The sequence below is a fragment of the Rhodococcus sp. NPDC049939 genome (assembly GCF_040656415.1).
Classification (GTDB): domain Bacteria; phylum Actinomycetota; class Actinomycetes; order Mycobacteriales; family Mycobacteriaceae; genus Rhodococcus_F.
Genome location: NZ_JBFAMC010000001.1, coordinates 906123 through 919499, shown reverse-complemented (window position 1 = coordinate 919499; position 13377 = coordinate 906123). Strand labels below are relative to the sequence as shown.

Genomic DNA, 13377 nt, shown 5'->3' with positions numbered 1-13377 from the left:
AGTCCTCTCAACACGCAGTTCACGGTGCGAGCGGAGGTCACCGCCCCATTCGAAAATAGCCACCCCAAAGGCCACTTGCGGTGACTTCGGCAGATCGTTGCCGAATGTTTCTTTCGTTACCGCGACCGAGCAGGACTCCCGATCAAATCGAGCGACTGCTCACGCATCTCGACCTTGCGGACCTTCCCGGTTACGGTCATCGGGAACTCGTCGACCACGTGTACGTAACGCGGAATCTTGTAGTCGGCAAGCTCTCCGTTGCAGAATTCCTTCACGGTGGCCGCATTCAGCGGCGTAGTCCCTTCCTTCATCCGGATCCACACCATGAGTTCTTCGCCGTATCTGGCATCGGGGACCCCGATGACCTGCGCGTCCAGGATGTCGGGGTGGGTGTAGAGAAATTCTTCGATCTCTCGGGGATACACGTTCTCACCACCCCGGATGACCATGTCCTTGATCCGACCGGTGATCGCGACATAGCCATCCGAATCCATCACGCCGATGTCACCGGTGTGCATCCAACGTCCCGCATCGATCGCATCGGAGGTCTTCTCCGGGTCGTTCCAATAACCGAGCATCACCGAGTAGCCGCGTGTGCACAGCTCCCCCGGTTCGCCGCGGGGCACCGTCAGACCGGTGTCCGGTTCGATGATCTTCACTTCTACGTGCGGTGCCACTCGTCCGACCGTGGATACCCGCTGGTCGAGCGTGTCATCGATCCGTGTTTGCAGTGACACAGGCGAAGTCTCGGTCATGCCGTAGGCGATGGTGACCTCGGCCATTCCCATCTGCTCGATGACCTGCTTCATCACCTCTACGGGGCACGGTGACCCCGCCATGATGCCGGTACGCAGACTCGAGAGGTCGAAGTGCTCGAAGTCCGGATCGGCGAGCTCGTCGATGAACATCGTCGGTACGCCGTACAGCGAGGTACATTTCTCGGCTTCGACTGTCTGCAGCGTCGCCTTCGGATCGAACGTCACATTTGGGATGACCATGGTGGACCCGTGACTAGTGCATGCCAGGTTGCCGCACACCATGGCGAGGCAGTGATAGAACGGCGACGGAATACACACCCTGTCGTTCTCCGTGTAGCGGCACAGTTCCCCGACGAAGTAGCCGTTGTTGAGAATGTTGTGATGACTGAGCGTTGCTCCCTTCGGGAAACCCGTTGTTCCCGAGGTGTACTGGATGTTGATCGGATCGTCCGACGACAACGCTCGTTGCGCGGTCATCAGCACCGTCTGATCCGAGGCATGCGCCGACGCCCCCTCCGCGCACAATCGGTTCCAGTCGCTGCTGCCCAGCAGCAACACCATCTCGAGATCCGGGCAGTTGGGCCGGACCTCCTCGATCATCGAGACATGGTCGGAAGACTTGAATTCCCTTGCCGCCACGAGCAACCGAACCCCCGCCTGCTCGAGGACGTATTGCAACTCGTGCGCCCGATAGGCGGGATTGATGTTGACCAGGATTGCACCGATCTTCGAGGTGGCATACTGGATCAGCGTCCACTCCGGGCAATTCGGTGCCCAGATTCCCACTCGGTCACCCTTTCCGATACCCCACCTGAGCAACCCCACTGCGACAGCGTCGACGTCACGAGCTAGTTCGCCGTACGTCCAGCGGCGACCCGAGGGTCGGTCGACGAGAGCGTCGCGATCGGCATGGGCTGCCACCGTCCGGTCGAAGTTGTCTCCGATGGTGTCACCGAGCAGAGGGGTATCCCACACCCCCGAGGTGTAGCTGCGAAGCGGCGTTGTCATCGCCAGTCCTTTCCAAACTGGATCAGAGCTCAGTAGATGGAGTCCACCTGGTCCTCGATCACCGAACCGTCGGCCCGGTGAACCGGCCCACTGGTTCCGTCCGCCTCGACGAAGGCCGTGGACGAGCACGGGTACGGTTGCGGCATCTGTGCCTTCGGCTGCAAAAACATCGGGTTGATCAACCATTTTCCGTCGCTGTTGTCGTATGCCTTGCACATCAGCTCGGGGTTGTTCCGGTTGATGACCAGCCGGAGCCCGGTCGCGTCACCGAGGAACGTCACGTCGGTACCCGTATCGCCGGCGGCGAACACCTGGCGCTCCTCAGCGGGAAGCGGTGCAAACGCGTCCGCACCGGTCACACCGAACACCACCTGGTTGACCTGGCACCGCTTGCCGTCGACGGTGGGAACCATGGCGTCCTCGCCGTCGGGTACATCGCCACACCCCACCAGGTGCCGGGTGATGATCCCGTTGTCGATCACAGGGCGCACCCCCATCACCCGGTCCGGCTCGAATCCGAGTTCCTCAGCCCACACCCGCACAACCGGCTCGGCCGACGCGGAGATGATCCGGACATCGAAACCATTGGCGCGGAGGGTGTCTATGAGATCCACCATTTGCGGGTAGTAGCGCACGGAAGCGTCCACCTGGTGAGTGCCGACCGTCTGCTCGGCGCCCTCCGTTGCCGCGAGGTTCTCGGCCCGCGCCGCTCGAGTGAAATCGGTGAGGTCCTGCACCGAATGACCGCCCATGATTTGCACGAACCACGCATATGAGGGGTTGTTGCGCCGGTGGTCGTAGCTGGCGAATGCGGGCTCACCGGCGGCTGTCTCCCCCTCGAGGACGGCCAGGATCTCGTCCGCACAATCGAGGTCGGTGCCGGTCGGGAGTGGTTGCCCCGGTTCCACCTCCCCACCACATGCGGTGGCGAGCGCGGAAGCCGCCTCGGCCGTCATGTATCGGCTCGTGGCCGTCCAGTCCCGATCCGGGGGTTGGAGGACCTTGTCGTTCTTGATCATCCAATACACAGTCGCGTAGCTGATGTCATTCTTGACCACGGTGTTGTCCCAGTCGAACAACGCCAGCGGGGCACCCTCCGCCACATCGCCACCACCCCCACATTCGCCGGCGCGGGCAATGAATTGGTCAAGTTCCTGCCGGTTGTCTCCGTACCATTCGAGGGTCGAATCCAGCGATCGGCAGGAACTGACCTCTCCGGCCTGCGTCTCACCCGCTTCCTCGCTGCCTGACGTGCATGCGGCGATCACCAGAGCGAGCGAGAGCGAGAAGGAACCCATCCACATGGATCGGGCACGGAGCGACTTCATGACTAACCTCATCTCTCTACGCGCTGCCCACTTCACAACGCATTGACTTGCATTGAACCGAACGAGGGTGCGAGAGCCGGGCGGCTTATTCGAGGCTCACCACCTCACCGGAGAGCACCTGATCCGAGCGGGAAGTGTCCTTCAGGTCGACACCCGACCGGCCCAGTCTCCGCGCTCCGGCGACAAGGCCCGCCACCACACAGGCTGCGTGCTGGTAGCCGAGTCCCTCGGGGGGATGAATGTTGGAGACACAGTTCCTGTCTGCGTCGGTGCGTCCAGGCCGGGGAAGATGCGTGAGATAGACGCCGACGCTGTCTGCTACCGACAGCCCCGGGCGCTCCCCGACCAGCAGGACGAGGGTCTGCACCCCCATCGCCTGGCCGATGTGGTCACCGAGCGCGACCCTGGCTTGGGTTGCGATCACCGGCGGGGCCAGCCTGTAAGCACCGTCGAATTCAGCGACCAAGGCGGAGAGGAGTGAGACTCCGTGATCATCGAGTGCCCTCGGCGACAGACCGTCTGCGAGAACGAAACCCACCTCGGCGTTCGCTCTTGGAACCGAAGAAAGATCGGCAGGTGTACGACCCAGATCAGGCCGCCGCAGGTACTCGCTCCGATCCGACGCTCTGCTGGTGACCACCACCGGCCGACCCAGACCGACCGCCTCGACGTGGTCCACCAACGCCTCCGGGTCCAGCGGTTGGTGTACGGCATCACGAGCCGCCGCGTGCGCCGAGCGCAACTCGAGCACACGCTGAGTCGGGAGCGCGTCTCCCGTCCGGCCGAGTCCGATGCGCGCCTGCGTCGTACTGCGAAGGCCATCCCAGAAGTCTTGCAAGGCAGGATCGCTCATGGCGCCATCCCGAGCGCCCGTAGCGGTGAAGTCGCGGCATCGACCGGCAGCACTCGGCCCGAGTCGTCGACCATTCCGAGACGACGCATCCAGGCCTCGAACTCCGGAGCCGGTCGGAGTCCGAGGACCTGGCGCGCGTAGAGAGCATCGTGGTATGACAGGCTCTGGTATCCGAGCATCACGTCGTCGGCGCCGGGGACTGTGATGACGAAGGCAGTACCGGCCACCCCGAGCAGGGTGAGCAGCGTGTCCATGTCGTCCTGGTCCGCTTCCGCATGATTGGTATAGCAGACGTCGACGCCCATGGGGAGGCCCAGCAGCTTCCCACAGAAATGATCCTCGAGTCCGGCCCGGATGATCTGCTTGCCGTCGTAGAGGTACTCCGGTCCGATGAAGCCCACCACCGTGTTGATCAGCAGCGGCTCGAGGTCGCGAGCCACCGCGTACGCCCTTGCCTCCAAGGTCTGCTGGTCGACGGCACGTCCGCCCGTACCGAGGTGTGCACCGGCACTGAGCGCAGAACCCTGACCTGTTTCCAGATACATGACGTTGTCTCCGACCGTTCCCCGATTCAGCGAACGCCCGGCCGCGTTCGCCTCTCGCAGCAACGAGATATTCACGCCGAAACTGGAATTGGCGCCCTGGGTACCGGCGATCGACTGGAAGACGAGGTCGACAGGAACGCCCTCGTCGATCAGGCCCATCGTGGTGGTCACGTGCGACAGAACGCACGACTGCGTGGGAATGTCGAAGCGTTGACGAATGTCGTCGAGCAGGCGTAGCAACTCAGCGGTCGTGTGAGGTGAATCCGTAGCCGGGTTGATTCCGATTACGGCGTCGCCGCAGCCGAGCAGCAGACCATCAAGCGTGGCGGCCGCGATTCCGCGCGGGTCGTCGGTCGGATGATTGGGCTGCAAACGCGTTGCGAGGCAACCGGGTACTCCGAGCGTGGTCCGGAACCCGGAAGTCACCGTCACAGCCCGCGCCACGGAGACGAGATCCTGGTTGCGCATGATCTTGCTCACCGCCGCCACCATCTCCGGTGTAAGGCCTGCGGCGACGCGGCTGAGCCTGTCAGCCGCGTCCTCTCCCGCTGCAACATCGAGCAACCAGTCGCGGAGTCCGCCGACCGTCAGATGCGAGATCTCGCCGAATGACGCTCGGTCGTGAGAGTCGATGATGAGCCTGGTGACCTCGTCATCCTCATAAGGGACGACTAGCTCGTTCAGGAAGGTGTCAAGTGGGACGTCAGCGAGCGCCCACTGCGCCGCAGCGCGTTCGGCATCCGAGGACGCTGCGCACCCCGCGAGTTCGTCACCGCTTCGTTGCGGTGTCGCCTTCGCCATCAGATCGACGAGGCCGTCGAATGCGTACCCGACCCCCGCTACCCCGTGGCTGTAGATGGTCATTCCAAGTCTTCCTCCGCCTTTGCTAGTACAGCAAACTCCTCGTCGGGAGAATTGGCAACGAGGTGGTGCCGGCTGTAGAAGCCGAAGTACGCCATGAAGGCGGCGAAGGCGATCAGCGTCCACAGTGCAGCGACCGGATCGACGAGGAACGTCGCGACCACAGCGGCAGCCGCGATCACAAGTGCGAATGAAGTGGTGGCAATGCCGCCCGGCGTGCGGTACGGGCGCTTCATCTGCGGCTCGCGCTTACGAAGAACGATGTGGCTTACCATCATCAGGACATAGCTGACGGCCGCCCCGAACACCGCCATGTTCAGCAACATCGCGCCTTCACCGGTGAGCGAGAGCACGAATCCGATGATGCCGGGAACTATGAGCGCGAGTGTAGGCGCCTTGCGGGAGTTGGTGATCGACAGGTTCCGCGGCAGGTAGCCGGCACGCGAGAGCGCAAACGTCTGTCGCGAGTAGGCGTACATGATCGAGAAGAAGCTCGCGACGAGGCCGGCCAGACCGATGTAGTTGACCACCTTCGCCGCGGTTCCGCCGCCGAGCGCCTCGACCAGAGGGTTGCCGGAATCCGCCAGACCCGCGGCACCCATCGCTCCTGTCGCCAGGAACAGGACAGCGGCACCGGTCACGATCAGGATCAGCATGCTGATGATGATTCCGCGCGGAACGTTCTTCTCGGGCTCTCGAGCCTCTTCTGCGGCGAGCGGGACGCCTTCGACCGCGAGGAAGAACCAGATGGCGAATGGCGCGGCAGCCCAGATCCCGAGCACCCCGTAGGGCAGGAAGGTGGACGCACCCACCGCATCGGTGGGGGCTATGTCCGTCAAGTTACCCAGATCGAACAACCCGATTGCCGCAACCGAGAAGATCACGAGGCCGATCAGAGCGATTGCCGTGATGACGAACATGGCCTTGAGCGCCTCGCCCGCGCCAGTCAGATGGATTCCGATGAAGATGGCGTAGACCGCCAGATACACCCACCAGCCGTCGGTGATACCGAACAAGTTCAGCGATTCGACGTAGCTGCCGATGAAGGTTGCGATCGCTGCAGGTGCGATCGCATATTCGATGAGAATGGCTGTACCGGTGGCGAATCCACCCCATGGCCCCAAGGCTCGCCTGGCGAAGGTATAGCCACCGCCCGCGGCGGGTAGGGCCGAAGACATCTCGGCCATACCCAGAACCATCGCCAGGTACATACCCGCGACGATGACAGCGGCAATCAGCAGGCCACCGAATCCCCCATGAGCCAGGCCGTTGTTCCATCCGGCGAAGTCACCGGAGATCACATAGCTGACACCGAGACCGGCGAGCAGCACCCACCCCGCCGAGCCCTTTCTCAGTGAGCGCTTTTCCAGGTAGCTACTGTCTTCCGAATGGAAGTCCGCGGCATCGTGGTGCCGAATCGCCCCGGGGTCCGTGGATAGTTCTACTCGTGACATTCATTCCCCTATCTCGGCCGTTCGCTGCGGCGTGGTTACGCCGCAGCGAACGTTAAGTGCGTTGTGTACACGGTGCGTCAAGGAATGATGACGACGGTGTAAACCTCCAGATATGGATCCCTGCAAGGTATTACGGATTTGTTCACGACCCCGGTACCGGGCAGGCGTCGGCAGCTTCGGCGACCACCTGCGGTTCGGGGGACGGCACAGGCCTGCAGCCCTGATCCCACTGTTGCCCGACGATCACCTCCTGCGCGGCGAGGTCGGCATTCTCCCGAGTGGTGAAAGCGCGTGCGCGGCTGAGGAACCTCATCCCTTCGGGACTCTCGAGACTGAACCCGGAACCGCGACCCGGCACGACATCGAGCACCAACTGCGTGTGCTTCCATGCCTCGAACTGCGAGCCGGAAATCCACACCGGCACCGCATCGGTGCCCTCGGGCCGAGTAGGCAGTGTTTCCCCGACGCCGAGACGCAGATCCAGAACACCGAGCAGCACGTCCCGGTCGCCGACGATGAACTCGCCGTCGGGGTAGCACATCGGTGCGGAACCGTCGCAGCAGCCACCCGACTGATGCATCATCAATGCCCCGTGGATGCCGGCGAGGCGGCGGAGAAGTTCCACCGCCTCGGCAGTTGCCTTCAGGCGCTGCGGCGCCCGGGTGGCGTCCATCAGAAGAATCCCTGGGCCTTCTGCGCGTAGCTGACCAACAGGTTCTTCGTCTGCTGGTAGTGCTCGAGCATCATCAGGTGGTTCTCGCGACCGATTCCTGACTGCTTGTAGCCACCGAACGCTGCATGGGCGGGGTACTGGTGGTACGTGTTGGTCCACACCCGACCCGCCTGGATGTCGCGACCCGCCCGATAGGCGACGCCGCCATCGCGCGACCAGACGCCGGCACCTAGGCCGTACAGCGTGTCATTGGCCATCTCGATGGCCTGGTCGTAGTCCTTGAACGAGGTGACAGAGACGACGGGACCGAAGATCTCTTCCTGGAAAATGCGCATCTTGTTCTGTCCGGTGAAGATCGTCGGCTGCACGTAGTAACCACCGGACAGGTCGCCACCGAGCTCGGCACGCTCACCGCCGGTGATGATCTTGGCGCCCTCACCCTTGCCGATCTCGATGTAGGAGAGAATCTTCTCGAGCTGGTCGTTGGATGCCTGGGCGCCGATCATGGTGTCGGTATCGAGAGGATCACCCTGGCGCACAGCCTTGGTGCGGATGGCCGCCATCGCCAGGAACTCGTCGAAGATGTCTTCCTGGATCAGCGAACGCGACGGGCAGGTGCACACCTCACCCTGGTTGAGCGCGAACATCGTGAAGCCCTCGAGCGCCTTGTCCTGAAAGTCGTCATTGGAGGACAACACGTCGGAGAAGAAGATGTTCGGGCTCTTGCCACCGAGCTCGAGGGTGACCGGGATCAGATTCTGCGACGCATACTGCATGATCAGGCGTCCGGTGGTGGTCTCGCCGGTGAATGCGATCTTCTTGATCCGCGGGCTCGACGCCAGCGGCTTGCCCGCCTCGACGCCGAATCCGTTCACGATGTTCACCACGCCGGCGGGCAGCAGGTCGCCGATGATCGAGATCAGGTACAAAATCGACGCCGGTGTCTGCTCGGCCGGCTTGAGGACGACGGCGTTACCCGCCGCGAGAGCCGGAGCGAGCTTCCATACCGCCATGAGAATTGGGAAATTCCACGGAATGATCTGGCCGACGACGCCCAACGGCTCGTGGAAGTGGTACGCGACGGTGTCGGAGTCGATCTCCGAGAGAGCGCCCTCTTGTGCGCGGATCGCGCCCGCGAAGTATCGGAAGTGGTCTATGGCCAACGGAATGTCGGCGTTCAAGGTCTCACGAATCGGCTTGCCATTGTCCCAGGACTCGGCAAGCGCAATGGTCTCTAGGTTCTCCTCGATGCGGTCGGCGATCTTGTTGAGAATGATGGCGCGCTCGGCAACCGACGTCTTGCCCCACGCCGAAGAGGCTGCGTGCGCTGCGTCGAGCGCCAGTTCGATGTCCTCCGAGGTCGAACGAGCAACCTCACAGAAGGTCTGCCCCGTGACCGGGGTCGGATTCTCGAAGTACTGGCCCTTGACGGGGGCGACCCACTGGCCGCCGATCCAGTTGTCGTAGCGCGATTGGAAGGACATGATGGCGTCCGAGGAACCCGGGCGGGCATACACGGTCATCGATAACTCCCTGGTGTCATGAACTTTATGGGTGTGACTCACAACACTACGGGCCGTACCGTTGCAACTACGTTGCGAACTGCCGATCGAACATATCGATTTGTGCCTTGACCTGGTCATGAAGCGGTAAACGCGGGTCGAGGCCTGCCAGATACGCCTGCCACGCTGCAACGTCGTGCCTGCCGTGTGCGGATGTGGTCCACCGGGCCAGCAACCGTGGATCACCCTCACGAAGCAGAGCCGCCTGCACCCGTGCCCACAACTCGTCGCGAAGGTCCACCACCCCCGGCGCCTGAGATCCGGGGAGCACCGGACCGGAGTAAGCGTCGAGCGCCGAAGCCAGGTCGCCTCGGTCCAAAGCGCGACGCACCTGCTGCACATCCGACCCCAGCTCGACGAGCAGTCGATAAGGCCGAGAACCGAGATTCGAGGACCCGAAAACCTTACGCAGGCGGGATATCTCGGCACGAATGGTGACCGTGTCGAGTTCGTTTTCGTCGAGGAGGACTGCGAGGCGGTCCGAACTGAGCCCCTCCGGATACTCGGCCAAGAGCAGGAGAATCTCTGCGTGGCGTTGCGAAAGCCGAATGCGTTCGCCGCCGCGCATCAGGCTCGGGCGCCCCGAGCCGAGCACCTCCAACCGCAGCGCGGTGTCGGCCCTCGGACGCGGCGAATGCAGCAAGTGCAACCGCAACTCCGCCTCGGCGGCCGCAACAGTTGCTCTGATCAGAGACAGAACCTCGGGCACGGCCACCCTCGGCCCACCGGTGATGTCGATGGCACCGACGATCCCTCCCGTGGTCGGGTCGTGAACGGGGGCCGCCGAGCAACTCCAGTCATGTGCCGACCGGATGAAATGCTCCGCTCCGAATATCTGTACACACTGATCGACCGCCAGCGCCGTACCCGGCGCATTCGTTCCGACGGTGTCCTCACTCCAGTCGGAACCCTCGGCGAAGTTCATCTTCTGAGCGCGGTCCTTCGCCGAGGAATCGCCCTCGACCCAGAGCAAGTGTCCCTTTTCGTCCGCGATCGCCACGAGCAGACCGGTGTCCGCGGCGTCTTCGACGAGGAGTTTGCGCACCACCGGCCGAACTATCGACATCGGATGCTCCGCTCGGTACGAGGCGAGATCGACACCCGACAGATCGACAGGCCTCGCAAATCCATCCGGATTCACTCCCTTGCGGGTGCTGCGGATCCACGAGTCGAGGACGACGGACCGGACGGACCTTCCATCCCGGTTGACATCGACGGGACTGCGGTGGTCGACGAAGAACTGATGCGCGGTGGACACCCTGCGTGCGCACTGGGCGATGTCGTCGTCCGGGCGCAACGCGACCCACGGATTGGCACGCTTGGGCCGTTTACTCTCCATCGACTTCCTCCACGGCGTCTGTCGAACACGGTAGTGCGGATCATGCTGGTATCGGTCTCCACCCTCTTCATTCCGTCAAGAAGGTACTGACGCGCTCGGCGACCATGACCGATGTGGCGTGCGGACCACGGCTGGGAACCATCGGGAACACCGAGGTGTCGGCAATCGTCAGCCCGTCCACGCCCCGCACGTCACAGCGCTCGTCCACCACTGCGGCTGCATCGTCACTTCCGCCCATTCTGCAACTTCCGCACAGGTGATAAGACGTCCCCAGATTGGCGACCGCAGAACGGTCGGACACCTCCTCGTACAGCGGAACGATGAGCCGCTTCAGCGCCGGAGAGTGGAGAAGATCCAATCCGATCGCCTGTCCATGGCGCAGCGCCCGGCGATCGGATTCCGACTGCGCATAACGGTATTCGATGTGAGGACGGCTGCTGCGGTCCGCCGACGTCAGCCGAATGTCACCCCGACTCTCAGGGACCATCAACCCGATCCCCAGTAGCTGATCACTTTGCCCAGAACCTGGCACGAGAAGGTTTGTCGGAGCCGTGTACGGACGGATCTCGATGTCGGCAGTGTTCAGGACGGTCTCGAGCGGCGGGCTCGACCCGTCACGGTGCAAGGACCCCCTCGACCGATACGGCAGAGCCACCTCGGGATGATCACTGAAATCGCTACCCACCCCGGGCGCATCGACGAGGACGGGAATACCGTTGTCCCGCAGATGATCAGCCGAACCTACCCCTGAGAGCATCAGCAGAACGGGTGTTTCGACAGGCCCGGCCGCGAGCACGACTCGCCGGGCGTGAATCGTTCGCCTCTCTCCTTCGGCCTCGACCTCGACGCCCGATACCCTGTTGCCGGAGAACAGGATCCGAACGACATCGGTGTTCGACTCGACCGTCAGGTTGGGCCTATCCCAGGCAGGCAGCAGATATGCCACCGCGGTACTGAACCGAACACCACCGTCGACGTTGGTCGGCACCGGACCGACACCACCGTCACCGGTGCCATTCTTGTCGAGTTCCTCCCGATATCCCCTCTCCAGAGCGGCGTCGCGGAATGCTGCGCTGATCTCGCTCATCCGCTCCGCGGACTGCCTGCGCACCGGCATCGGCCCTGTCCTGCCATGCCACGGCCCGGCATAATCGATATCGCGTTCGAGTGCTCGGAACGTCGGCAGCACTTTCTCGTACGACCAGGACTTCGGCCAAGCTTCGAAGTCTGATTTCGTGCCTCGAATGAAGTAGACACCGTTGACAGCGCCGGAACCGCCCAGCACGCGACCGCGAACCATCGTCGAATGCACGCCCGGCGTCAGCTCGACGTCGTAGACCTGCGAATAGTCGCCGCCCGGACCCACTGGCAGAGAACGATAATCGCGCACAGCAGGATCGAGCATAGACCGATAGCCCGGTCCGGACTCGACCAGGAGAACCGACCGCTCTGGGTCCTCGCTGAGTCGCGCGGCCACGACGCATCCGCTCGAACCTCCGCCGACGACCACTACGTCGGCGGCACGAATCGGATCGACCACTACTGCTTCAACCGCGGCTTGAGTGCGCCGAGGTCACGGGCGACCAGCGCACCTTTCCATAGCCCGGCACCGTAGGCGATGTCATCCATCCGCTTGAACAGCGTGTGCCGCAGCGGACCCAGTCCCCCGGGCTCACGATGCGTAGCCCAGTCGGCAACGCCTTCCGCGAAAGCCACGGCCAGAGCGATACGACGTATCCGTCTCGACGCCAACACCGCCAGAAGCGTGATCGGCCAGTAGTGGCGACACATTGCGGACGCCAACTGCCATGCGCCTCCCACAAAGCCCTGCGCCGTGAGAATGGCGGCGACACGAGTGGGCTGGTCGATCGCCGTGAACATCCGGCGGAGACGCAACAACGTCGTCGCTAGAGTGGCGACGGCTCCGAGAAGTCCCAGCCGCGTGCAGGTGGCAGCTGCGACACACGCAAAGAAGGTCCACGATGACATCGCCAGCGGAGGGACCTTGCCGACGTGCCGTGCCGCGAGCGGCGCCGCTCCGGTTCCATAGAACATCTTGCGGTCGAACCATTTTCCGAACGAAACCCGGTGGTCGTGTGCAACGTTGGCAACCGGTTCATATCGCAACCGCCAACCGGATTCCTGCAGCCGCCAGCACAGGTCGACATCCTCGGCGACGTGCATGGACTCGTCGAAGCCGCCGAACTCGTCGAGAACCTCACGCCGAGCGATCATCGCGGCGCTCGGGACGAAGGACACGGCACCGCCGGACTGGACCGCCGACTCCCGCCGTCCCAAGTCCAGTGAGGAACGGGCGTGCTCATAACGCGCGAGGGTGCTCGCCTCGGGTTCCAGAGCCACTATCCTCGGTGCCACGAGCGCGACCGCAGGGTCACTGAAGTGACCGAGCATGACCTCGATCCAGCCCGTGCGCGGCAGAACGTCGGAATCCAAGAAGGCCACGAACGGTGTCTCGGCGTGACGCAAACCAGTATTTCGCGCTGCAGCTGGGCCTTTCGCGGTCTCGTGTCGTAGGACGGTGACACGACCGCCGCACCCGTTCCCCACCGCGGGAGCCACGATCGGAACCTCGGACCCGTCGTCGACGACGATCACGTCGAGACCGCGGAGCGCGCCCAGGACCCGGCGCAGTCCGAGCGCGTTGTTCTTCACCGGAATGACGACTGTGACGTCTCGGGGCGAAGGTGTGCTCATGGGACGGGGGTTCGCGACGCCCGAGTCGAGGAGCCGACGCGCGACCACTGCGGACTCAGAGTCGATGACCTCGAGGTAGCCGTCACCGATCATGGCCGCTGCGGTGGGTGCGAGCTTCAGCATCCGAGTCGGCGAACCTCCGATGAGCACTCGACCTCCGGAGTATGCGCGAACCTTGGGGTCGATACGAATCCCGAATCCATCGGGGAGTCGAGCCTGGCGCATCAGCTGATGGTATGCGGATGGAAGATTATTGGCAGCCCATGCTGGAAATTGGTTGG

General features: G+C 63.2%; 10 protein-coding genes. All 10 read right to left on the bottom strand.

Annotation, left to right across the window (positions count from 1 at the left end; all coding sequences use genetic code 11):
* Window positions 1-116 precede the first annotated feature (116 nt).
* Window positions 117-1766, bottom strand: coding sequence for an AMP-binding protein (locus tag AB0I57_RS04080; RefSeq protein ID WP_358330190.1), 1650 nt, complete (start codon window positions 1764-1766; stop codon window positions 117-119).
* Window positions 1767-1795: 29 nt separating this feature from the next.
* Window positions 1796-3094, bottom strand: a complete 1299-nt coding sequence (locus tag AB0I57_RS04075; protein WP_358330187.1) for a haloacid dehalogenase-like hydrolase — start codon at window positions 3092-3094, stop codon at window positions 1796-1798.
* A gap of 85 nt (window positions 3095-3179) precedes the next feature.
* Window positions 3180-3947, bottom strand: coding sequence for an ethanolamine ammonia-lyase subunit EutC (gene eutC / locus AB0I57_RS04070; RefSeq protein WP_358330184.1), 768 nt, complete (start codon window positions 3945-3947; stop codon window positions 3180-3182).
* Window positions 3944-5356: an ethanolamine ammonia-lyase subunit EutB gene (locus tag AB0I57_RS04065; RefSeq protein WP_358330181.1), complete on the bottom strand. Its 1413-nt coding sequence runs from the start codon at window positions 5354-5356 to the stop codon at window positions 3944-3946. The genes eutC and AB0I57_RS04065 overlap by 4 nt, the downstream gene beginning before the upstream one ends.
* Entirely contained in the window at window positions 5353-6807 is a 1455-nt protein-coding gene (gene eat, locus AB0I57_RS04060; protein ID WP_358330179.1) for an ethanolamine permease, read from the bottom strand. The genes AB0I57_RS04065 and eat overlap by 4 nt, the downstream gene beginning before the upstream one ends.
* Before the next feature lie 142 nt (window positions 6808-6949).
* Window positions 6950-7480, bottom strand: coding sequence for a DUF779 domain-containing protein (locus tag AB0I57_RS04055; protein ID WP_358330176.1), 531 nt, complete (start codon window positions 7478-7480; stop codon window positions 6950-6952).
* Window positions 7480-9003 (bottom strand): aldehyde dehydrogenase, encoded by a 1524-nt coding sequence (gene adh / locus AB0I57_RS04050; RefSeq protein ID WP_358330173.1) that lies wholly within the window; start codon window positions 9001-9003, stop codon window positions 7480-7482. The genes AB0I57_RS04055 and adh overlap by 1 nt, the downstream gene beginning before the upstream one ends.
* Window positions 9004-9070: 67 nt before the next feature.
* On the bottom strand, window positions 9071-10381 hold the full coding sequence (locus tag AB0I57_RS04045; protein WP_358330170.1) for a transcriptional regulator: 1311 nt from the start codon (window positions 10379-10381) through the stop codon (window positions 9071-9073).
* Between the two features lie 67 nt (window positions 10382-10448).
* A complete protein-coding gene (gene mftG / locus AB0I57_RS04040) occupies window positions 10449-11921 on the bottom strand; it encodes a mycofactocin system GMC family oxidoreductase MftG (RefSeq protein ID WP_358330167.1) in 1473 nt (490 codons plus the stop codon).
* Window positions 11921-13321 carry a mycofactocin biosynthesis glycosyltransferase MftF gene (mftF, locus tag AB0I57_RS04035; protein WP_358330164.1) on the bottom strand — a complete coding sequence of 467 codons (1401 nt, stop codon included), beginning with the start codon at window positions 13319-13321 and terminating at the stop codon, window positions 11921-11923. Before mftF ends, mftG begins: the two co-directional genes overlap by 1 nt.
* Window positions 13322-13377 lie beyond the last annotated feature (56 nt).

Excerpts from the sequence above, each read along its gene's own strand:
- AB0I57_RS04075 (WP_358330187.1), bottom strand. The coding sequence starts at position 3,094 with ATGAAGTCGCTCCGTGCCCGATCCATGTGGATGGGTTCCTTCTCGCTC.
- eat (WP_358330179.1), bottom strand. The coding sequence starts at position 6,807 with ATGTCACGAGTAGAACTATCCACGGACCCCGGGGCGATTCGGCACCAC.
- AB0I57_RS04080 (WP_358330190.1), bottom strand. The coding sequence starts at position 1,766 with ATGACAACGCCGCTTCGCAGCTACACCTCGGGGGTGTGGGATACCCCT.
- adh (WP_358330173.1), bottom strand. The coding sequence starts at position 9,003 with ATGACCGTGTATGCCCGCCCGGGTTCCTCGGACGCCATCATGTCCTTC.
- AB0I57_RS04055 (WP_358330176.1), bottom strand. The coding sequence starts at position 7,480 with ATGGACGCCACCCGGGCGCCGCAGCGCCTGAAGGCAACTGCCGAGGCG.
- mftF (WP_358330164.1), bottom strand. The coding sequence starts at position 13,321 with ATGCGCCAGGCTCGACTCCCCGATGGATTCGGGATTCGTATCGACCCC.
- AB0I57_RS04065 (WP_358330181.1), bottom strand. The coding sequence starts at position 5,356 with ATGACCATCTACAGCCACGGGGTAGCGGGGGTCGGGTACGCATTCGAC.
- AB0I57_RS04045 (WP_358330170.1), bottom strand. The coding sequence starts at position 10,381 with ATGGAGAGTAAACGGCCCAAGCGTGCCAATCCGTGGGTCGCGTTGCGC.
- eutC (WP_358330184.1), bottom strand. The coding sequence starts at position 3,947 with ATGAGCGATCCTGCCTTGCAAGACTTCTGGGATGGCCTTCGCAGTACG.